Raw genomic sequence first — 19304 nt, forward strand, 5'->3', positions numbered from 1 at the left:
GAAGCCGCCCACCCGGACGACTTCCTTTATTCTATATATATGGATTTTATTCTTCGGTTTCTTCTGCCAGAACGATGATGCCATCAGCTTCTCCATCCGTCACTTTCGGCGCCTTGGCATTGTTACGCTTATCTTTAAACTTCTTAACCTGCATTTTTAACGTATCTACCGCGAGATCAGTCGCTTCTTCAAATGTAGTCCCCTGCTCTCTCACGAACATGGTACCACCGGGCACATATAATTTTACTTCAAGTAACTTCGTATGCGCCTTGGCATTTTCACTTTTATCGAGCTTAAGGAATACCTCCCCACTAGTGATGCGATCATAAAATGTGTCCAGTTTATCTAGTTTCTGCTGAATAAAATTCAGGAGTTTGGGATCGGCATCAAAATGAATTGCTTGCATCTGCAGTCTCATAAGCACATTGTTTTAAGGTAAAACATAATTCTAAACCGCAACTTACAATATTTATGCCCAGGCCAGATCGTACTTGGAATCCTTATATAAATAACAATTCCGAAGCAGCTGACAGGGGCAGTTCTTGCTGCTACGGTAAATTAAATAAAGAGAAATATTAACCTAATGTCAAGTAAATCGAATTGTTTTTACACACATTTGTCGCACTTCCTCCTATATCACGCTGTCGTTTATGCTTCTTCCAGTAGTGTCCTGAAAGACACATATTTTCCGTTAAAAAGTTCGTGGTGACGCTCCTGAAAATCAGCCTGATAGCCGGTTTGATAAGCCAGAAAATCCTCCATCGTCAGGAAGGAAAATTGCGTAGTATAAGTCGAGCCTTCGTTGTCAATTTCGGTTAAAAGTCTCAGTAATTTACATTCGTTCGGGATACCTGTTTCGAGGATCGCGGGAATGTGGATTTGTTTCATATAATGCAGCCAATCCTTCTCAGCATCGTAGCTAATGTTGACTGTAATGTTGTAGATGATCATTTTACGCGTGTTGATTTTACTGTCGGGACAAATATCCGGTTAATATTTCAGATTCGGCCGAAACTTTCCAAAGCTGTCTTGGGCGGCGGTAGAATGCGCCTTACATTTGCATGCTTGTATATATTCACCATAATTTTATCCGATATGAATATTCTTTTGCGTGCCCACTCCGGTCTCCGGTATGTTGTTCTGGCACTTTTGATTGCGGCTATTTTTGCGGCTTACTCCAACTGGCAGAAAGGCAAAGATGGCGACAGCAAATTGTATCTTTTTGCCATGATCGCCACGCATACCCAGCTGCTGATCGGGCTGATCCTGTATTTCATGAGCCCCAAAGTAAATTTCAGTGAATTGAAAGTGCCGGTTTTCAGATTTTATTCCATCGAGCACGTGCTGATGATGGTGATCGCAATCGTCCTGATCACCATCGGAAGGTCAAGATCCAAGAAGTTGTATGGCGCAGACAAGCACCGGACAGTGCTTTACTTTTACGCGATGGCGTTGATTATCATTCTCGTAGCGATTCCCTGGCCTTTCAGGAATCTGGGAGCAGCCTGGTTTTAAAATATCCGCTGCCGGTTTTCGATCCATGTTCGGAAGCCGGCAGTTTTCTTTTTAGCTGAATAAGTCGCTGGATAAGTAACGGTCGCCACGGTCGCAGACGATGAAAACGATCACACCCTCGGTCAGCTCTTTGGCCAGTTCCACAGCCGCCCAGGCCGCGCCGCCACTGCTCATACCGGCAAAAATCGCCTCTTCCCTAGCCAGCTTCCGCGTCGTCATCGTCGCATTTTCCTGCGAAACTTCTATCACACGGTCCACGCGCTCTTTTTCGAAAATTTTTGGGAGATATTCCGTCGGCCATTTGCGGATACCCGGAATGCTCGATCCGTCATTCGGCTGGCAGCCAACGATTTGAATGTTGTTATTCTGTTCTTTCAAAAAGCGTGATACTCCCATAATGGTACCCGTAGTGCCCATTGAAGAAACAAAATGCGTGACTTTCTGATGGGTATCTCTGAAAATTTCAGGGCCGGTTGTCCGGTAATGTGCTTTCCAGTTGTCGGGATTGGCAAACTGGTTTAACATAAAATATTCTCCACCTGCCGCTCTTTCATCTGCATAATCCCGCGCACTTTCCATGGTTTCGGTCAAAATCACTTTTGCACCATACGCTTCCATCGTCAGCACCCGCTCCTTGGTGGAGCTCTGCGGCATAATGAGCTCAATGTCAATGTCAAACAACCGGGCAATCATCGCCAGGGCAATACCTGTATTTCCACTCGTCGCCTCGATCAGCTTCATCCCCGGCTTGATCTCGCCCCGCTCCAAAGCGCCCTTGATCATGCTGTAAGCCGCGCGGTCTTTCACACTTCCGCCAGGATTATTACCTTCCAGCTTTCCATAAATCTGTACTCTGGGATTGGGATTGAGTTTTTTTAATTCGACAAGCGGCGTATTACCGACCAGATCAAGCAGTGAGGACATTGGACATTAATTCTTGTTGCAGGGATTTAACACCAGAAAAGTGCGAATAGTTACTCTACTCAACTGGTAGGCTGCAAATATATAGGTTAATTACTTTGTCGAAGTAAAAAACGTCAATGTACCCGCCAGAAACGTCACGATCGAAGACGGGTGGTCACCGCCGGGAACCGTGATCAGCTGCACATCCGCTGCGCCCGCACCTTTCATATAGTCGTAGGCATTTTTTGAATTAAAATAAAAAACCAGCTTATCGGCATCTCCATGGAAGAGTCGCGTAGGGGTTTTGGGCTTGAATTTATACACATCATTATCCCCGATCGCATCTACAAAACCTTTGTCTGCGCCACTATTTAATGCGGTTTTGAACGAATCATTCAGGATGGTATTGAAACTCTGATTGATTGGAATGTTGAAACTCGCATTCGTGACAGCGGTTGCAAAAGGCTCTTTGAAGTAATAGGAAGCCGGTTTATTTAACTTATAAATCCGGTCGTAAGTCAATAAAACCCAGAGATAGAGCTGATTGTAAGAAGAAATCCCATGCGTCGGGCTGTTGATAATGTATTCCATAAAAGCCGTTTTATCATAAGCACCTGCGCCGCAGCTCGACGCCCGCAGGTTAAATTCAGTCGAAGCCTCTTCCTCAATTTTCCTTTGCAAACTCATCGTCGCATATCCGCCTTCCGAGTAACCGGCCACGTACAATTTTTCATCCCACTTCACGGCCGTTTGTTTCTTCAAAAATTCCTTCGCAGCCCGCAGCATATCCAATGTAGAGGAAGCAAGGCTTGCGCGGTGCTCATAGGGATGCGGCAAATCTTTGGAAGCGCCGTAACCAATGTAGTCCGGATAAGCGATAATGTAGCCCATCGCGCCAAATAAAGAGCCGAAAGAAGCCGCTTCGGAATCATCGCTGAAATTGGAAGGCGCCGAGGCATCATTGCGGATAGTACCATGCTGTACGCTGATCATCGAAATCGGCTGGTCGGTAGCAGGCAGAATTAAAGCACCGGATGCTACGATATCAGTACCGTCTGTATTTTTTGTATTGTAAGTAATCTTGTACACCTTCACGCCATTTCGCACATAAGCTGCCAGCAGCGGGTTTAATGCGTTGGCTTTCTGAGTAATATCTTCTTTTGAAAGCTCTTTGATGACGCTGCTTTCTTTGAGATACTTGTCTTCCTCAACCGGTTCAACCGGAGTTGGATTATCCGTTTTACAGGCATTGAAGACAGAAATGCTCCAAAAAAGCAGGAAGAAGTATTTTTTTAAATGAGAAAGGGAAGTAAATTTTTGCATAGGATCAAAATAAACAAGTCAGCGTTCCAGGATACATAACGAACGCTGACCTGTTTTCGATTGCGGTTTGAAATTATTTATTGCCTAAATTTTACTCATATACCAATTGATCATCCGCGCGGTGGCATCCGGCCGCTCCACCATCCCCATGTGCCCGGCCTCGGCGAGAATAAATGGATAACTCTGCTTCGGAAACTCGGAGAGACCGATCAAACTTTCAAAAGGTATGAGTTTGTCCTGCATACCGATGATAAAGAGTACCGGAAAAGGTAATGTTTGCAAAACGGCCGTCCGGTCGGGGCGGTTGCGCATGGCCATCATTCCTGCAATCAGCGCATCGGCCGGAAGCTTGCTGTACTGCGCAATATGTGCCGGAAGCTTATCTGGGTAGAGTTCTTTAAACCGGTCCCCATACATATTGGCAGCGGTATTTTTGATAAAAGATGCACTTCCGTGATTTCTCAGCAGCTCCGCCATTTTGTTGCGCTGCTCCTTTTTGGCTTCGTCGTCGGCGTAGGCTGTGGAGTGAAAAAGGCCGAAGCCTTCCAGCATATCCGGGTATTTTTCTGCAAATGCCAGCGCAATGTATCCGCCCATCGAGTGGCCGATCAGGGTGAATTTATGAATGTTGGCATTCGTCAGAAGGCGGTGCAGTTCGTCGGCATAATCTTCAATCGACTGGCAGTTGGTGAAGAGTGAAAGGTTGGGCCGGATGATGGTAAAGTACTCATTCAGAGCCGCGTCGAGGCTATCCCAAATCGTATCATCTACGCCATGCCCATGTAGCAGGACTAATGTTTTCCGGTGTAAATTCATATATTTTCGCTTTCAAAGTTGAGAACTTGTTCGGCTAAATATACATAAACCTGCTGCCAGTTGGGCGCTAACCGGCAACTTTCGCCATTTCTTCTTCCCGCAATGCACGCCGCAGAATCTTGCCAACATTGGTTTTCGGCAACTCACTTCTGAACTCGATTTTACGCGGAATTTTGTACCCTGTCAGGTTTTCCCTGCAAAATGCTTTAATGTCGTCCTCTGTCAGCGCCGGGTCTTTTTTGACCACATATATCTTCACCATTTCACCCGATTTTTCGTCAGGGATACCTACACAGGCAACTTCCAGTACACCCGGGCATTGTGCCACAACATCCTCAATTTCATTAGGATAAACATTAAAACCGGAAACTAGTATCATATCCTTTTTCCGGTCGACGATCTTGAAAAAACCGTCCGGGTCTTCAATCCCGATATCCCCGGTTTTGAACCACCTGCCATTTTCATCTTCCAGAATCACCTTCACCGTTTCATCCGGACGATTGTAATATCCCAGCATGATCTGCGGGCCTTTCGCACAAATTTCACCGCGCTCGCCTACCGGTGCCCAGGTATTATCTTCACTCAAAATCCGCATTTCGGTACTTGGAAATGGCAAACCAATTGTCCCCGGCTTATGCTTTCCATCCAAAGGATTAACCGACAACACCGGCGAAGTTTCCGAAAGTCCGTAACCTTCCACGAGCGGGCAGCCAGTCACTTTTTCCCAGCGCTCGGCCACTACTTTTTGCAAAGCCATACCACCGGCGATCGTGATTTTCAGATCGGTAAAATCGATGGAAGCAAAATCAGCATTGTTTAGCAACCCATTAAAAAGCGTATTCAGCCCGGGGAAAATGTTGAACCTGAATTTTTTAAGCTCTTTTACAAATGCTGGAATGTCTTTCGGATTGGTGATTAAAATATTCAATGCACCCCATTTGATCCCGCACAAACCATTGATCGTCATCGCAAAAACATGATAAAGCGGCAATGCTGCCACCAGTGTAAGCTGCCCGGACGTTTCTGAAATCCGCATCTTGGACATCAGCCACTCGTTGATACCCTCTACATTCGCGATCAGGTTTCGATGCGTCAACATGGCACCTTTTGATACTCCCGTAGTTCCGCCGGTATATTGGATAAATGCGGTGTCAATTGCCGAAACTTTCGGCCGCTTATAAGTAAGTCCCGCGCCCTTCGATAATGCTGAGCCGAAACTCACCGCATCCTGCAAATGATAAGCCGGGACCATTTTCTTTACATATCTGACCACCGAGTTGACAATCAGCTTTTTAGGAAAACCCAGCATATCGCCAATCTGCGTGACGATGACGTGCTTAATGTTCGTATCTGCAATGATTTTTTCAAGATGAAAGGCAAAGTTGGCGAGGATCACGATCGCCTTCGCGCCGGAGTCCTTAAACTGGTGAACCATTTCCCGCGGCGTATAAAGCGGATTGGTATTCACAATCACCAGTCCTGCCCGCAGCGCACCCATCATGACGATCGGGTATTGAAGTAAATTCGGCATTTGAATCGCAATCCGGTCGCCTTGCTGCAAGCCAATACTTTGCAGGTAAGCCGCAAAATGTTCGGACAATTTCCCTACCTCGCCGAATGTAATCTCTTTTCCCATGTTGGTATAGGCAGCCTTATCCGCATTGTCCTTGAAGCTGATTTCCATCATTTCGAGAAGTGATGAATACGCTTCGGGATTGATTTCGTAGGGAATCCCTTCCGGGTAATTTTTAAGCCAGGGAAAAGTCTCCTTTGTTACTGAGGCCATATTTCAAGGGTTTCCAGGGTACGGACTGATTGTTTTTCAGAAAATCAATATAATCATTTAAGACAAAAGATTATCAAACAAATGCAATTACTTTCTGACCATAACATTACTTCAAATGCGGATGAAGAGGCTACCACTATCGCCGCGTAACTTCCCAGCGCCAGAGCTGCCCGTCTTCGGGATCGTTCACATCCACGGTTTGCGCAAATCCCAACTTCTCCAAAATTTTGGCGGAAGCATTTTCCTCGGCCAGGGTATGCGCCCAAACCCTTTTTACAATGCTATGGCTAAATGCGTGATCGAGAAGGCCTTTCGCGGTTTCGGTACCCAAGCCTTTTTGTCTGTGTGAAGGAATAATTTCATAGCCGATCTCTACCATTCCGTTTGCATCCGGCTCGCCTTTGTAGCCGCAGGAGCCGATCAGCAGGTTATCAGGAATGTAAATGATCAGATATACCCACCAGTCGCGCAGAGGAGGATGGGCTTTCCAGCGATGGTAGGAAGGGGTGAAAGTATCGCGGAATTCGGTCCACTTTTTCGGGACATTGACGCCCATGACGCGGGCCAGCGTATTATTTCCCATGCGGATCGCGTCATAAAGCGTGTCGTCGCAGGGGACAATTCTTAAATGGGGGGTTACTATCATAAAAAGCGATAAGTGCCCCCCAATTTAAGAAACTATGAATTGTTTTCGTCAAAGCGATCGGTAATTGCTTTGCGGATCGCCTGGTGTGGCCGCATGCCCGAGCTTTTCGCTCTTGGAACTTGTCGGTCGGCAGAAGCATTGGATTTAGCGCGTAATGCCAGGTTGGAAACTGTCAGGTGACTGTCGCGCCACGAATCGTATTCTTCCTCGGTCATCACGTCGCGGCTCACTTTTCCGTGTGCATAGCCGTCGCCGAAAGATTGAATGCGGCTATCAGTTAATGTGCGTTTGCGCTCATTTTCCAGTTCGTCAATTTCAGCTTTAATCTTCATTTCTTCCTCTTTCAACTCTTCCAGCTCTGGCAGGAATGAAATGTCGTTCTCATAAATGCTTTTTTGCGTCATGTGCTGGGTGACGGCAGGCTGCAATTCTTCTATTTGTTTCAAAATGCGTCTTCGTCGTCTGCGCAATCGCGCGAGTTTCGGGTCAATTTGCAGCCATCGGTACCAGAAACCCTGCAATACCGGCAGCGCCATACCCAGCGAAACTGCACCTGCTACGGCGAAAAGCACGCCACTCAATACAAATGATAACAATGCCCATGGGCTATTTACCAGGTCCAGATTGAGCTGGTCCGAATTCCTTAATGCTTCTTCAATCTTATTGGTCAGCTCAGGACTATTAACCGGCGCGCCAGTCAAAGGATCAACAGCATTCAGCTGCAAGTTCTTGACCGATTTGTTGATTGCCTCTTTCAGTTTATCAGTCCGGTAAGCTTCATACCTGAACCAGCCCAGAATGATCAATGTAACAATCGCGAAAATGGAAAGCACCAGCTTGAAACCGGCATATCTCGATCTTGCTTTTGGTGAATCATCTTTGTGATAAGGCTCCTCAACCAACCGGTCGTAAGCAGGTTTTAAAAGAATGGATAACATCGCCAGACCGATCGCAAATGCCCAGGCTTCATTAGAATTCCTGATGTTCAAGGCATAAGCCACAATTTCATGGGAAATGATCAGGTCACCTGCGATGAATGAAATGCCGGCGGCCAGGAAGATAAGCCCGGCGATCAAAGAATAGGAAGGCGCTTTGGCTGTCCTTTTTTCTTTCAGCTCAGCAGTTTGCGTATCGATTTCTTCGATCGCATTTTCATGGTCCCGCATTTGCCTTGCAGCATTGTTCAGGCCCATCACCTCGTTTTGCAGCTTGTCGTAAGCAAATTTATGTAGCTGCTGAGTTTCCCGATGCTTGTTTTTAATGACGGAAAGCTCTTCTCTTTTGGTATTTAATCTTTCCTGGATCCAGTCGTGGTTCACGTCACTGGACAGATAGGCTTCGTAAACCTCGCGGTCAACGCCCTCGATTCCACGGGTGTAGCCGCGCTGGTAATCGCCGTTTTCGTTTGGATTTTGCTCGTTCATAACCTCTTATTTTGGTTAATCGATTTGTGAATATTTTAAAACCACGCCACTTCGGGCGTAAAAAATCGTGCAAAAGCGCTATTTGATGCCGCGCTGAATGAGGTTCAACTGCCGCGTAGTCAGCTCGTTTTTCATCTTTCTGGCCAAATAGAACTCACTTTCGAAGAGTTTGACAAGCATATCCCTTTTTGCAAAAAGGCGGTCACGTTCGGTTTCGGCATTACTTTGTTCGCGGAGTATCTGCCATTTTTTGACCCTTAATTCATCAATTTCTTCGTGCAAACGCTGTGATTCCGTCTCCCAGTTGTAGTTATTATCCTCAAAATCCTTGCGGTCTTTCTGAATGTTCAACCACGATTGGAGGTCATTGCGCAGCACCGTAATGTTGCTCAGCAAAAGTTTACCGGCAAATAGAAACAGGAAGAAAACAAAGATGAAAAGTGCAGATGCCTGCCACCAGGTTTGGTGCGTGATCACATTGGCAAAAACAAAAAGTGCAGAGGCAAAAGGCAAGCCCACTTCTTCCAGCAGCGATTTCCAGGTCACCCGCGATTCAGTATCATGGAAAAGCGAAATCCTTCCGAACAAGCTGAACATACCCGCCAGGAATACGCCCAGCGCGATCCAGGAATTATCAGCAAAAACCGGTTTCAGCGATTCACGGATCAGAAAAAAGTTACCGACACACATCGCAATGCATAATGTGATCCCGATCAATGTGCGTGGTAAGTGATGCTCACGCTCAGAGCGGCTGGCTGGGTTTTTCAGCTTTTCCTGTAATTCTTCGATCCGGTTGTTTTTCTGACCGATAAACAGGTTTAGTTCCTGAATACGCTCATTTTGCTCCTCAATGTTGGCAATGTAACCAGCCGCCAGGTTGGAGAAATATTTCTGGATAATGTCGGTCTTTTCATTTGGATCGGATTCCGAGAGACCAAACAAGACGCCCTCATCGCGCAGCATATCTTCGTCGTCGAGCCAGTAGGGGATCTCGATCTCAATTTTCGGGATTTCTACCGGCTCTGGGGCTAGCTGTTTTTCAATGATCGGAGTGGGTTGCCGGTCGTAAACGGGTGCCGGTTGGCGCTCGTAGACCGGGGCTGGTTGTAGTACAGTATTGGGGTAGGGTTTTGGCTTGAATTCAGGGGTAGCTGATAAAGGTACGTTAGGAGTAACATCGGCAGGGCGGGGCGTCAGAGCTGTTGGCGTAACAGTCTCGTCAACATCGTAGTACTGGTTTTCGTCCGACTCTCTCGGGCGAAACAATCCGGCAAAAAAATCTGTCAATTTGGCCATAGTTTTCATGGGTTAGCCTGCGAGTATCCATGAAAACAGGGAATATCCCCACAATATTGTGATGACCGGATATTAAAAAAGGTAACGACCTCGTAACTAGGACATTTCGAACATCTTCTTTAACGCTTGCCAGAGTTTTTTCTTTAAATCGCGGTCGGCTTCGATCACTGCCAGCGGGTCGGCCAGGAGGAACCAGATCCCCTCGATGGACTTGGGCGTGTAAGGTGCCAGCAGCAAGTCCAGATTAAGCTTGATCAAAGGCACGCCGAATGTGATAAAGAAGTTGGTCTTCTTTTCTGAAAGTACACTTCGCGCATTTTGCCCGGGCAGGAAACTAAAATTCAGGATGTCCGCATGCGATGTTGAGTGACCAACCGCTTTGAGAATGTTATCCAGCAGCAATGCTTCCGAATCGGGCATTTCTTTGTTTTTCGGCTCGTCGATCAGAATAAGGATCTGGTGTTTTAATGCAGGGAAGTATTCCTGTGCTACCGGCTTCGCAGGCTGTGGCGCGGCAGCTACCGGCGGCGTGATAGCAGGTGTTTTCGGCAAAGCAGCAGGTGTCACGGGTGTTTGTACCGGCTGAACTTTGGCCTCAACTTCTCTTTTTACCTCCGACAACACCCTTTCCTCCACCTGAAAAAGTGTTTCGTTTTGGAAAAGTATCTGATAAAATGCCACCTGATTTCCCATCCATATTAATGTTTACAGCTTGCCAAAGATAGTGGCAGGTTGGCTCCAAATCCCCAGCTTTTGCTTCTTCGCCTGAATTTCCAGACTGGAATATTCCGTGCTACTCGAGTATTTTTTGAAATGTACCGCCAGCCCGTTTTTGACCAGTTCTTTATTTAAAACTTTACCGTCGGGAAGGATCACTTCGCCGAGTAACCGGCCATATTTATCAAAATTCCCTGCGTGTCTGATGCTCACAATCCGCCGGAAACATTTCTGGCTGGTAAACTGCTTCGCCACTTTGTAATAAGGTCGGCCGCGCTCCGGGCAGTTAATATGTAAGAGCCTTATCCTGATAGGCTTACCTACACGGCGCCCCGCTTTTTTGCCTGTATAAATGTATTTCAATTCAATGGTATCGCCGTCTTGTATCGCGATTACCTCGGCTTTTAAAGGATTGGGAAGATTGGCGCTCGGGATTTGTTTTTCGGCCCGGATGCCGGATTCAACTTGTACTGGAAATAGTAAGCAAACTATTAAGAAAGCGTGATTTTTAAGAAACGTCATTTTTGATCCAACTTGTACCACTTAATATCCTTCAAAGGCGCCCTGCGGGCAATTCCGGCTGTCGGACTGTAATTTTTTTCCAGATAATCGAGTACCTGCTTTTCAGTTTCGCCCAGGTCCCATAAGTTATGGTTAGCCTGCATCCAGCGAATTTTTTGCTTCCATCCATCGCGGGTAAACCGGTTGGCGATGATCAGCTTAGAAGAGTGGCAACTAGTACATTGCGCTTTGACCATATTAAAATTGCCGTCGACAATCATGCCGGTTTCCGGATCTTTTTTGGTGGTATCCGCAAAAGCAGTCGCATTAATTCTTCCGTCGTTTTTTGAGCCGTACATTTCAGGCAAAGCGTTGGACAGGATCACCGCCGTCAAAGCCGCCAGGAGCATTATCTTCATCATATCTCACATTTAACCTACTTTCACCGCAATTCTTTCACACGCATTATTCAAATATCCCCCGGGATTCCAGGCGGGAATTACCATCGGCTGCGCGCTGCCTTTTTCATCGGTAGCCCGAGCCCAGATCTCGTAATATCCGCTTACAGGAAATTGAATGTTCGCATTCCAATGTTGCCAGGCGAGCCTGTTTACCGGTTTTTCGAGCTTGCATTCCTTCCAGGTAGCGCCATAATCAATCGAAATTTCCATTTTTTTAACTGAAAGATCACCCGCCCAGGCGTGGCCGCGTAATGTCAGTTCTTTTCCCTGAGCGATCATCGCGCCGGTTTTCGGGTACGTGATCAGGGATTTTACAGGCATCGATTCGATGATCCTGAAATACTGGTCGGTTTGTGGCACATCCTGGCCCGGCGCCACCGGACTTCTCGGCATTTTATAGCTATGCCCGTCCATTTTTGCGCCGTCGTGCACTTTATTCCGAACCGAAATCCCGCTCAGCCATTTTCCGGATACCGAAGCCGGCCAGCCGCCGATCACCAGCCGCAGCGGGTACCCATGAAATTCGGGAATGTCTTTTCCGTTCAGTTCCCAGGCCAGCAATGTTTCATTTTCCATCGCTTTTGAAATCGGGACACCGCGGGAAATAGCTTCTTTTTTAGGGTCTTTGCTCAAATGCTGGTCCTTGCCGTGGTAACCAATGTATACTGCATCACCTTTCACGCCCACTTCGGCCAGCAAATCTTTCAACCGCACGCCTGTCCAGGAGCTGCAATGTACCGCGCCCTGGCCCCACTGGTTGCCCGACGCCTGCGGCTGGTAGCCCGCCCGGCCATTTCCGCCACATTCAAGCACCAGCTGGTAAGTATAATGTTTAAAACGCTTTTTCAGATCTTCCAAAGTATAGGTCTTCGGCGTCGTCACCGACTCCCCGTCGATTGTCAGCGTCCAGTTGGCTACGTCGATTTTCTCAGGGACGAGACCATTGTTGCGGATAAACATTTTGTCTACCGGCGTCACGCGGTCGTCCAGCAAATGTACCGGCGACTCCACATTCCAGGGTTTATCGCCCTGCACGATCATTTCGGTGCTTTTGCCCTTCAAAGCATCTGCCTCACCAGGAAAAACGGGGCCTTGAATGTTGGAAAAACCGGTTGCAAAAGCCTTACTTCCAGCCAGTGCAGTACCAAATGCAGCGATGCCGCTATGTTTGAGAAAAACCCGTCTGTTTAGCGCGGAATTCATGAGTTGTTATCAGGAATAGGTAAAGGATAAGATCAAATTTAAGCAAACCATCCTTGCAAAACGCCCCGGACGTGTTGTTTATACTTATTTTAAAACGAGAAAAGAGGTTGCCTCGCCGGCAACCTCTTCTGCTTCACTGGATAGTGTGTAGAAACACTCGAACGCTCACTTAAATAAGTGTATGTATACGTTCAAACAGGGAGAATTTACTATAACTCTTTTATGATTTGATAAACGGACCGGCAATTGCAAGTACCGCTTCTTTGGTCAAAGGCTCGTCAAATGCTTCTGTAATAGCAGCGTTTGATTTAGACGCAAGTCCTGTGAGGTCTTTACCTCCCTGGGTCATGTTGTCTTCTCCCGCATAAATCGCAGGTACTGCGCCTTCTTTGCCGGTGATCCAGCCTTTCATCGCTGCATTACCGGTTACAGTTGCAGCCAATCTGCGGGTCATGGCAGCGTGACGCGCTTCCACGGAATGTACCTGCAATGCATACTCCAGAATCTGTGGATCAGCCTGCAATGCACCAGCCTGACCTTTGTAAGCCCGTACGCCGGTATCTTCCAGCGCGCTCGAAACCGTTACGAATGTCTTATAATTGGTAAAAACATCAGCAAATGCACCATTGTATTTGAAATCAAATGTCGGTTTGGTTCTTGCCTTGGCACCCAAAGCTTTTACCAAAAATGCGACGTGCTGCGTCTCGTGCTTGCCGATCTGGGTGAAAATCACCTTGTCAGAGGCTGGGATGAGGTTTGCAGCAGCATTACCTGCTTTGTAAAATTCATCTTCCAGGTATTCCAGTGTCAATGCATAATTAAGTACATCAACTGCTCCTGCAGACTGTGCGAAAGCTTTGTTAACGATGGAAGCGAAAACAGTGGGTACCGCTACCTGCGCTACTTTACTGCCTATTCTGTTCATGAAGTGACGGCGCGAGGCGAATTCCATACGGCCCAGCGCATCCCCGTCAATTCTTTGAATGTCATCTATGATTTTGAAAATATCCATGTTTCTGGTTGTGATTAAGATTGAAATTATTTACCCACGTTGGCGCCGGTGATGTTATCCGTCACGTAACCTTTTACAGCCGCAAGGATATCCGCAGGTGCCACCGCTTTGTCCATACCGTCAGTATTCAGGACATCGTCTCCGGCAAAATCAGCCGATTTTGGGTTAATCAGGTCACGGATCACAGCAGCGTGACGTGCCTCAACAGAAACAATTTTTCCGGCCAACAGCAGGTAACCACTGTCTTTCAGAAGTTTACCAGCACCATTATAAGCGGCTACGCCGGTATCTTCAAACAATTTTGCAGCACCAAGTACGGCGTCTCTTTTGGAGAAATCAATGGTAGCGAAGTTTGGCGTAAGACCTTTGATCGCTTTATCGCCCAAAGCTGCTTTGAAGAAATCACGGTGTACGACTTCGTGGTCACGAATGTCGGTAAGAATGGTTTTTTCGGCGTCAGTAATGCCTGCATAAGGTGTTTTGATCACCTGCTCGTAGAATGCGGCTTCAAGTTGTTCGAGCGCGTAAGCATAGTTTAATACACCAATGTCGCCTGAGCCCAGGTCGACGGCGTCGCCAGTGCCGGGGATCATCGGATCCGGATCATCATCGCTGCAGGCAGCGCTGATCACAATCGTACCCAGTGAAGTAGCAAGTCCGGCGGAGCGCAAAAATAACCGTCTGTTAACTACGGACGCGATTTCCTCTTCCTTTTTACCGGAACTGTTTTTTGCATTTATTGGTCTGTTCATAGCAATAGTGATTTTTGACCTTTCCTTTCGTTTGTCGAAAAGACGATTTGAAAAGACCTACGACCTCTTTTTTGCTTTAGATCAATGGCGGGGGATAAAAAAACAAAAAGAGTCTCTTTCAAGACTCTTGATGCTTTCTGACTAACCGATGATAGAATATCAGATAACGTTGAGAATAATGCCTTTTCAGGGTTATAATATCTAATGAATGTATAGCGCAGGAATGGATTGGTGTGTAGTGTATTTACTACAAAATTATTCAACTAATTTATAATCAAATATAAGAGTTTAATCTATCAAGCTGAAATCAATGTCTGAAATATTTTGAGTTTTTTCAAAAAAACCAATATCCTATGGTCTCAGGCAGAATTTCGGTGGTTTAATTCTGATGTACAATTCAACATTTTGTGGGATAAGCCATCATGTAAAAGCTGACAATTTTTGGTTAAAGTTTTTTAATCAGGCATAAACGCGTTTTTTTGCAGGTGACCATCGTTTTGGCATAAAATATGAGGTTACCCTTTGCATTTCGAATTCTTAAAATCTGATATGAGAAATTTAGTACTGGTGGCCGGGTTGCTGGCCATGTCTCCAAACATATCTTTCGCCGGTGGTACACTGCAGGCCAATGAGATTTCAAAAACAGTGATTGACAAAGTGGCTGTGCGGCCCGAAGACCTGCCCGAAGCGGTAAAGTCGGCATTGTCTTCCAACTATTCAGAGTGGAAAGTATCCAGCGCTTACCTGGTGACGAAGGAAGATAACTCGCAGTATTATGAGGTGAATCTGAAAAAAACAGAGGAATCGACGACTGTAAATCTGGATAAATACGGCAAGAAGCTTGATTAAAAGCGATACGTAGAATTTCTTAAAGTACTGGTAAAAGCCGGAGATTTCTCCGGCTTTTTGGCTTTTGTTTTTATAATTTTACATTTACCAGCTTTTGCAAAATTTATTTCTGAATTGATTGAACCCATGGCAAACCTCCTTCTTGTTGAAGACGATACTACATTTTCCAAGCTTCTTTCCAGCTTTCTCGGCAAGCATGGTCATCAGGTGAAGGTTTGTTCCAGCCTGAAAGGCGCCCGGGAAGCCCTCACCGAGGAAGGTCCGTTTGATGTTTTAATGCTGGACTATCGTTTGCCGGATGGTAACTCAGTCGATTTCCTAAAAACATTGCGCAGCGAAGGAAACCGCACTGCAGCATTTATAATGACTTCTTTCCACGATGTGCGTACCGCGGTAACCGCCATGCAGATCGGCGCTTTCGACTACATTACCAAGCCCGTCAATCCCGAGGAGTTGCTGATGGTGCTCCGCGAGGCGCTTAACAAAGGAGAGGTTACCAGCGTTAAAGCCGTATCAAAAGCCAAACCGAATGTGAAAGCCGATAAACAATCATTGGAATACATTGAGGGTAAAAGCAAGATTTCCAAGCAGCTTTATGAATATGTAAGGCTCGTGGCGCCGACGGATATGTCGGTGATCATTCAGGGAGAAAGTGGTACCGGCAAGGAGCACGTCGCCAAATCCATCCACCGTTTGAGTAAGCGTGCAAATGGTCCTTTTGTCGCGATTGACTGCGGATCATTGTCCAAAGACCTGGCCGCCAGCGAGCTTTTCGGTCATAAAAAAGGCGCTTTTACCGGAGCCCTGATGGATAAGATCGGCCAGTTTGAAGCGGCGGACGGAGGTACATTGTTCCTGGACGAAATCGGAAACCTGGGTTACGATGTTCAGATAAAACTGCTCAGGGCCTTACAGGAGCGCATTATCGTGCCCATCGGCGCTACGCAGCAGGTGAAAGTAGATGTACGCCTGATCGCTGCGACAAATGAAGATCTGATGGCGAATGCCGCTACCGGCGATTTCCGTGAAGATCTTTACCACCGTTTGAATGAATTTAAAATAGAAGTACCGCCGCTGCGCAAAAGGGGCGAAGACCTCGGCATTTTTGTCCAGCATTTTGTGGACAAAGCCAATGAGGAGCTGGAAAGGAATGTGCGTGAGCTGTCGAAAGAAGTAATGGAAATCTTCATGAAATACGACTGGCCGGGTAACCTCCGCGAGCTGAACAATGTCATCAAACGCCTGGTACTCTTATCTAAGGAAGAAGTTGCGACGACGAGCGCATTGCCTGCCGAAATGATTACTTCTATGGAAGATCAGCAAAAACCCGCCGGCTCGGACTTGAAAGCATTGCAGGAAACGCACGAAAAAGAAATGATCGAAAAAGTGTTGCAAGAAGTTCGGTACAATAAAAGTAAGGCTGCAAAATTGCTGAACATCGACCGGAAAACGCTTTACTACAAAATCGAAAAATATCACATCGAGTAGGCCATCGCCTTACCTTCAACCTGCTCGATCATCAATTCTGCGTCCTCTACCAATGTATGCATTTCCTCGGTGGAGGCGTCGGACGGATTCTCTCTTAACAGAATTTCAAAGTGCCTGAACCGCGCGGAAACATCTTTCGCGCCGATCTGGCCTGTGCGCCCGGCCATGCGGTGCATGAGCTCCTGAACTTCGATCAGGTTGTTGTCCAGCAGGTAATCGTGCAGTGCGTTTACATCATGCCGTGAGTCTTTTACAAACTGTTCCAGGATCTCCCGCATCAGGCTTTCATCCCCGAAAGTCATCTCATTCAGCGAAGAAAAATCAATTTCCGGCGCCTTCGAAGCATTCTCAACATTCGGTGACGAAGAGGATTCCAGCAGTTCCAGCAGTTCCTTGGAATGAAAAGGTTTCATCAGGTAGCCGTCAAAACCCATGCTGATCAGGTTGTTCCGCTCTTCGGGCAGTGCCTGGGCAGTGAGGACAAAGAATTTGGTATCCTCAGAAACCACTTTGCGCAGCCGTTTGCACATTTCAGCACCATTCATGCCCGACATTCTCATATCGGTCAGTATAAATTTCACATTGTCATCCCACGGCCGGCTCAGCACTTCCTCGGCTGAGGAGAAGGCGGTATGTTGTATTCCGTTCATTTCCAGAACGGACGAGCACCATTTGAGGATAAAGGCATCATCATCCACGAGCCACACTTTGCCGTTAATGTGATAGCTTCTTTCCGGCGCTTCTTCTGCGATTTCCAGTGTTTCAGCTTTTCTCATGCGGGTCGAAACAGAAAAAGTTGTGCCCTGTCCCTGCAAGCTGGTCACCCTGATTGTGCCCCTCATACCCTCTACAAGGGCTTTTACGATACTCAAACCCAGCCCACTACCACCATATCGCCGCGAAATCGACGAATCGGCCTGTTCAAACTGGTTGAATATCCTTTGCATTTGTTCATTGGTCAACCCGATGCCCGTATCGCAAATGTGGTATTCTATCTGAATATCGTTGCCAAATTCAACACCATTCACTTTCACCACCACTTCGCCATGTTCCGTGAATTTGATCGAATTGGTCAAAAGGTTATATAAAACCTGGCGCAGCCTGAAAGGGTCTCCATGGAGATAAAGGTTGGCCGGCAGCAAGTTTTCTAGTCTGAGGATCAGTCCTTTGGCCAGCGCCGTAGGCCTTAAAACCTGTATTACTTCATTTAATAACGGATTGATCGCAAAAACGCGGTCTTCGAAAGTGAACCGATCGGAAATAATGCGGCTGTAATCCAGCACCTCATTTACCAGATACAGCAAATGTTCAGACGCGGAATGCAATGTTTCCAAATCTTGCTTCTTGGGTTTTTCGTCCTTTTTAAGTGCCTCGGTATAGCCAATGATGGATTGCAGCGGCGTCCGGATTTCGTGGCTCATATTTGCCAGGAACCTTTGCTTGGCCATGCTATGGTATTCAGCCTCTTCTTTTGCTTCTTCCAGCTCCCGGCGGTACTGATTGCTTTTGGTAATGTCGGTGGAGATCAGGTATGCCAGCCCGGCGGTAACCAGCAAAAAGCCCAGCATGATCCATTTGATTTTCTCAAAATTCCGCTGCGCCTCCATTTTCGTCGTTTCCTGCGCTTGTCTGGACTCTTGAAGGATCTGGCGCTCAATTCCCTGCATAACACCCATCAGCTGCTGCACCAGTGAGGTTCCGGTGTTTGCCAATTCCTGCTCCCGGTCCACAAAGCTGGTCGCCCTGATCTTCTGAGACTTTTCGATAGCCTGCACCGCTTCGCCCACTTTCTCAATGGTACTATCTTCCTGCGCAACCTTGATGGTATCTACCTCAATGTTAACTTCCTGCCGCTGCACCACTTTTGCGGGTTCAACCGGCGCCGGTTTTACTTTTTTATTGTTCCGGAATACCCGTTTGAAAAAACCCGGTCTCGAAGTTGCTTTCTGGCCGGAATCAGGTATGTCCGTATAAGTTGTGGTTGTGGTGGTCCGCTTCTCGGTTTTTACGACGGTACTGTCGGGCTTTTGTTTTGTAGTGGTGGTAATTAATCCGGAAATCGATTTCACCTCATCTTCAAGGTCTTTATTATCTACCAGCTTCGAGCGGACTTTTGAGTAGTGCGTATAAATTTTCTCCCGTTTGATCAGGATCTTCTTCATGGAATCGATCCGGATGATCTGATCGTTATCGCCCAAACTCATGGCGGAAAGTGTGTCAAGATCTTTGATCAGCAGCCCGGACTGCGCCAGTACCAGTGAGTTTTTTTCGTCATTTTTTCCAAACCTGCTGCTTTGAAGCTGGTCCAGGATCAGGATATTTTTAAAAATCCGGTTAACCAGTGTAACCTTTTCATCGGGTGCATAAAGCTCATCCAGTTTTTCTGTCATCCCATCAAAGGTCAGCCAGCTGATAAACCAGGAGGCGCCCAGGGCGAGTGAAGCAAATAAAAATCCAAGAAGAACTTTACCCCTGACTGATCGCAAAAGGTCCCGTAATGTTGGCATAGGAAGAACGTGCAATATTACAATATCAACTAACGCATTTCACCGGCTGAAACGTGCCCGCTGAGGTCTATCTGTCTGATTCAGAATGTGAATATAATGTATAAA

General features: G+C 46.8%; 19 protein-coding genes. 3 read left to right on the plus strand and 16 right to left on the minus strand.

Going from position 1 to position 19304, the window contains the following annotated elements:
- Positions 1–46: 46 nt before the first annotated feature.
- Both hpf and FEN17_RS19160 read right to left on the minus strand, forming a co-directional pair.
- Complete coding sequence (gene hpf, locus FEN17_RS19155) at positions 47–418, minus strand: ribosome hibernation-promoting factor, HPF/YfiA family (RefSeq protein WP_138367012.1); 372 nt, start codon at positions 416–418, stop codon at positions 47–49.
- Positions 419–648: 230 nt separating this feature from the next.
- Positions 649–951 (minus strand): DUF4286 family protein, encoded by a 303-nt coding sequence (locus FEN17_RS19160; RefSeq protein ID WP_138367013.1) that lies wholly within the window; start codon positions 949–951, stop codon positions 649–651.
- 144 nt (positions 952–1095) lie between these two features.
- On the opposite strand from FEN17_RS19160, the gene FEN17_RS19165 reads away from it, so the two are divergent.
- Positions 1096–1515 carry a cytochrome B gene (locus FEN17_RS19165; RefSeq protein WP_138367014.1) on the plus strand — a complete coding sequence of 140 codons (420 nt, stop codon included), beginning with the start codon at positions 1096–1098 and terminating at the stop codon, positions 1513–1515.
- 51 nt (positions 1516–1566) lie between these two features.
- Here the strand turns inward: FEN17_RS19165 and cysM are convergent, their stop codons facing one another.
- The 13 genes from cysM to FEN17_RS19230 all read right to left on the minus strand — a co-directional run bounded on the left by cysM (position 1567) and on the right by FEN17_RS19230 (position 14355).
- The gene (gene cysM / locus FEN17_RS19170; protein WP_138367015.1) at positions 1567–2439 is read right to left on the minus strand and encodes a cysteine synthase CysM; all 873 of its coding nucleotides are present in this window, start codon (positions 2437–2439) and stop codon (positions 1567–1569) included.
- Between the two features lie 90 nt (positions 2440–2529).
- The gene (locus FEN17_RS19175; protein WP_138367016.1) at positions 2530–3741 is read right to left on the minus strand and encodes an alpha/beta hydrolase family protein; all 1212 of its coding nucleotides are present in this window, start codon (positions 3739–3741) and stop codon (positions 2530–2532) included.
- Between the two features lie 84 nt (positions 3742–3825).
- Positions 3826–4557: an alpha/beta fold hydrolase gene (locus FEN17_RS19180; RefSeq protein WP_138367017.1), complete on the minus strand. Its 732-nt coding sequence runs from the start codon at positions 4555–4557 to the stop codon at positions 3826–3828.
- Between the two features lie 67 nt (positions 4558–4624).
- Positions 4625–6343, minus strand: a complete 1719-nt coding sequence (locus tag FEN17_RS19185; protein ID WP_138367018.1) for an AMP-binding protein — start codon at positions 6341–6343, stop codon at positions 4625–4627.
- Between the two features lie 136 nt (positions 6344–6479).
- Complete coding sequence (locus FEN17_RS19190; RefSeq protein WP_138367019.1) at positions 6480–6989, minus strand: GNAT family N-acetyltransferase; 510 nt, start codon at positions 6987–6989, stop codon at positions 6480–6482.
- A gap of 32 nt (positions 6990–7021) precedes the next feature.
- Positions 7022–8413, minus strand: a complete 1392-nt coding sequence (locus FEN17_RS19195) for a hypothetical protein (protein WP_138367020.1) — start codon at positions 8411–8413, stop codon at positions 7022–7024.
- Between the two features lie 78 nt (positions 8414–8491).
- Complete coding sequence (locus FEN17_RS19200) at positions 8492–9709, minus strand: hypothetical protein (RefSeq protein ID WP_138367021.1); 1218 nt, start codon at positions 9707–9709, stop codon at positions 8492–8494.
- A gap of 96 nt (positions 9710–9805) precedes the next feature.
- Positions 9806–10402, minus strand: a complete 597-nt coding sequence (locus FEN17_RS19205; RefSeq protein ID WP_138367022.1) for a hypothetical protein — start codon at positions 10400–10402, stop codon at positions 9806–9808.
- Between the two features lie 12 nt (positions 10403–10414).
- Positions 10415–10948, minus strand: coding sequence for a thermonuclease family protein (locus FEN17_RS19210; RefSeq protein WP_138367023.1), 534 nt, complete (start codon positions 10946–10948; stop codon positions 10415–10417).
- Entirely contained in the window at positions 10945–11349 is a 405-nt protein-coding gene (locus tag FEN17_RS19215) for a hypothetical protein (RefSeq protein WP_374756673.1), read from the minus strand. The genes FEN17_RS19210 and FEN17_RS19215 overlap by 4 nt, the downstream gene beginning before the upstream one ends.
- A 9-nt stretch (positions 11350–11358) precedes the next feature.
- A complete protein-coding gene (locus tag FEN17_RS19220; RefSeq protein WP_138367024.1) occupies positions 11359–12591 on the minus strand; it encodes a sulfite oxidase in 1233 nt (410 codons plus the stop codon).
- 220 nt (positions 12592–12811) lie between these two features.
- A complete protein-coding gene (locus FEN17_RS19225; RefSeq protein ID WP_138367025.1) occupies positions 12812–13603 on the minus strand; it encodes a ferritin-like domain-containing protein in 792 nt (263 codons plus the stop codon).
- Positions 13604–13629: 26 nt separating this feature from the next.
- Positions 13630–14355 carry a ferritin-like domain-containing protein gene (locus FEN17_RS19230; protein ID WP_138367026.1) on the minus strand — a complete coding sequence of 242 codons (726 nt, stop codon included), beginning with the start codon at positions 14353–14355 and terminating at the stop codon, positions 13630–13632.
- A gap of 549 nt (positions 14356–14904) precedes the next feature.
- Between FEN17_RS19230 and FEN17_RS19235 the strand changes: the two genes are divergently transcribed.
- Both FEN17_RS19235 and FEN17_RS19240 read left to right on the plus strand, forming a co-directional pair.
- Positions 14905–15204 carry a hypothetical protein gene (locus tag FEN17_RS19235; protein ID WP_138367027.1) on the plus strand — a complete coding sequence of 100 codons (300 nt, stop codon included), beginning with the start codon at positions 14905–14907 and terminating at the stop codon, positions 15202–15204.
- Between the two features lie 126 nt (positions 15205–15330).
- The gene (locus tag FEN17_RS19240) at positions 15331–16692 is read left to right on the plus strand and encodes a sigma-54-dependent transcriptional regulator (protein WP_138367028.1); all 1362 of its coding nucleotides are present in this window, start codon (positions 15331–15333) and stop codon (positions 16690–16692) included.
- On the opposite strand, the gene FEN17_RS19245 is transcribed toward FEN17_RS19240, so the two are convergent.
- Positions 16680–19199 (minus strand): hybrid sensor histidine kinase/response regulator, encoded by a 2520-nt coding sequence (locus tag FEN17_RS19245; RefSeq protein ID WP_138367029.1) that lies wholly within the window; start codon positions 19197–19199, stop codon positions 16680–16682. The genes FEN17_RS19240 and FEN17_RS19245 overlap by 13 nt on opposite strands.
- Positions 19200–19304: the final 105 nt, after the last annotated feature.

Origin of the sequence: Dyadobacter luticola, assembly GCF_005860805.1 — a bacterium.
GTDB lineage: Bacteria > Bacteroidota > Bacteroidia > Cytophagales > Spirosomataceae > Dyadobacter > Dyadobacter luticola.

Bases quoted from the DNA above. Each gene is read 5' to 3' on its own strand.
- hpf (WP_138367012.1), bottom strand. From the start codon at position 418: ATGAGACTGCAGATGCAAGCAATTCATTTTGATGCCGATCCCAAACTC.
- FEN17_RS19160 (WP_138367013.1), bottom strand. From the start codon at position 951: ATGATCATCTACAACATTACAGTCAACATTAGCTACGATGCTGAGAAG.
- FEN17_RS19165 (WP_138367014.1), top strand. From the start codon at position 1,096: ATGAATATTCTTTTGCGTGCCCACTCCGGTCTCCGGTATGTTGTTCTG.
- cysM (WP_138367015.1), bottom strand. From the start codon at position 2,439: ATGTCCTCACTGCTTGATCTGGTCGGTAATACGCCGCTTGTCGAATTA.
- FEN17_RS19175 (WP_138367016.1), bottom strand. From the start codon at position 3,741: ATGCAAAAATTTACTTCCCTTTCTCATTTAAAAAAATACTTCTTCCTG.
- FEN17_RS19180 (WP_138367017.1), bottom strand. From the start codon at position 4,557: ATGAATTTACACCGGAAAACATTAGTCCTGCTACATGGGCATGGCGTA.
- FEN17_RS19185 (WP_138367018.1), bottom strand. From the start codon at position 6,343: ATGGCCTCAGTAACAAAGGAGACTTTTCCCTGGCTTAAAAATTACCCG.
- FEN17_RS19190 (WP_138367019.1), bottom strand. From the start codon at position 6,989: ATGATAGTAACCCCCCATTTAAGAATTGTCCCCTGCGACGACACGCTT.
- FEN17_RS19195 (WP_138367020.1), bottom strand. From the start codon at position 8,413: ATGAACGAGCAAAATCCAAACGAAAACGGCGATTACCAGCGCGGCTAC.
- FEN17_RS19200 (WP_138367021.1), bottom strand. From the start codon at position 9,709: ATGGCCAAATTGACAGATTTTTTTGCCGGATTGTTTCGCCCGAGAGAG.
- FEN17_RS19205 (WP_138367022.1), bottom strand. From the start codon at position 10,402: ATGGGAAATCAGGTGGCATTTTATCAGATACTTTTCCAAAACGAAACA.
- FEN17_RS19210 (WP_138367023.1), bottom strand. From the start codon at position 10,948: ATGACGTTTCTTAAAAATCACGCTTTCTTAATAGTTTGCTTACTATTT.
- FEN17_RS19215 (WP_374756673.1), bottom strand. From the start codon at position 11,349: ATGATGAAGATAATGCTCCTGGCGGCTTTGACGGCGGTGATCCTGTCC.
- FEN17_RS19220 (WP_138367024.1), bottom strand. From the start codon at position 12,591: ATGAATTCCGCGCTAAACAGACGGGTTTTTCTCAAACATAGCGGCATC.
- FEN17_RS19225 (WP_138367025.1), bottom strand. From the start codon at position 13,603: ATGGATATTTTCAAAATCATAGATGACATTCAAAGAATTGACGGGGAT.
- FEN17_RS19230 (WP_138367026.1), bottom strand. From the start codon at position 14,355: ATGAACAGACCAATAAATGCAAAAAACAGTTCCGGTAAAAAGGAAGAG.
- FEN17_RS19235 (WP_138367027.1), top strand. From the start codon at position 14,905: ATGAGAAATTTAGTACTGGTGGCCGGGTTGCTGGCCATGTCTCCAAAC.
- FEN17_RS19240 (WP_138367028.1), top strand. From the start codon at position 15,331: ATGGCAAACCTCCTTCTTGTTGAAGACGATACTACATTTTCCAAGCTT.
- FEN17_RS19245 (WP_138367029.1), bottom strand. From the start codon at position 19,199: ATGCCAACATTACGGGACCTTTTGCGATCAGTCAGGGGTAAAGTTCTT.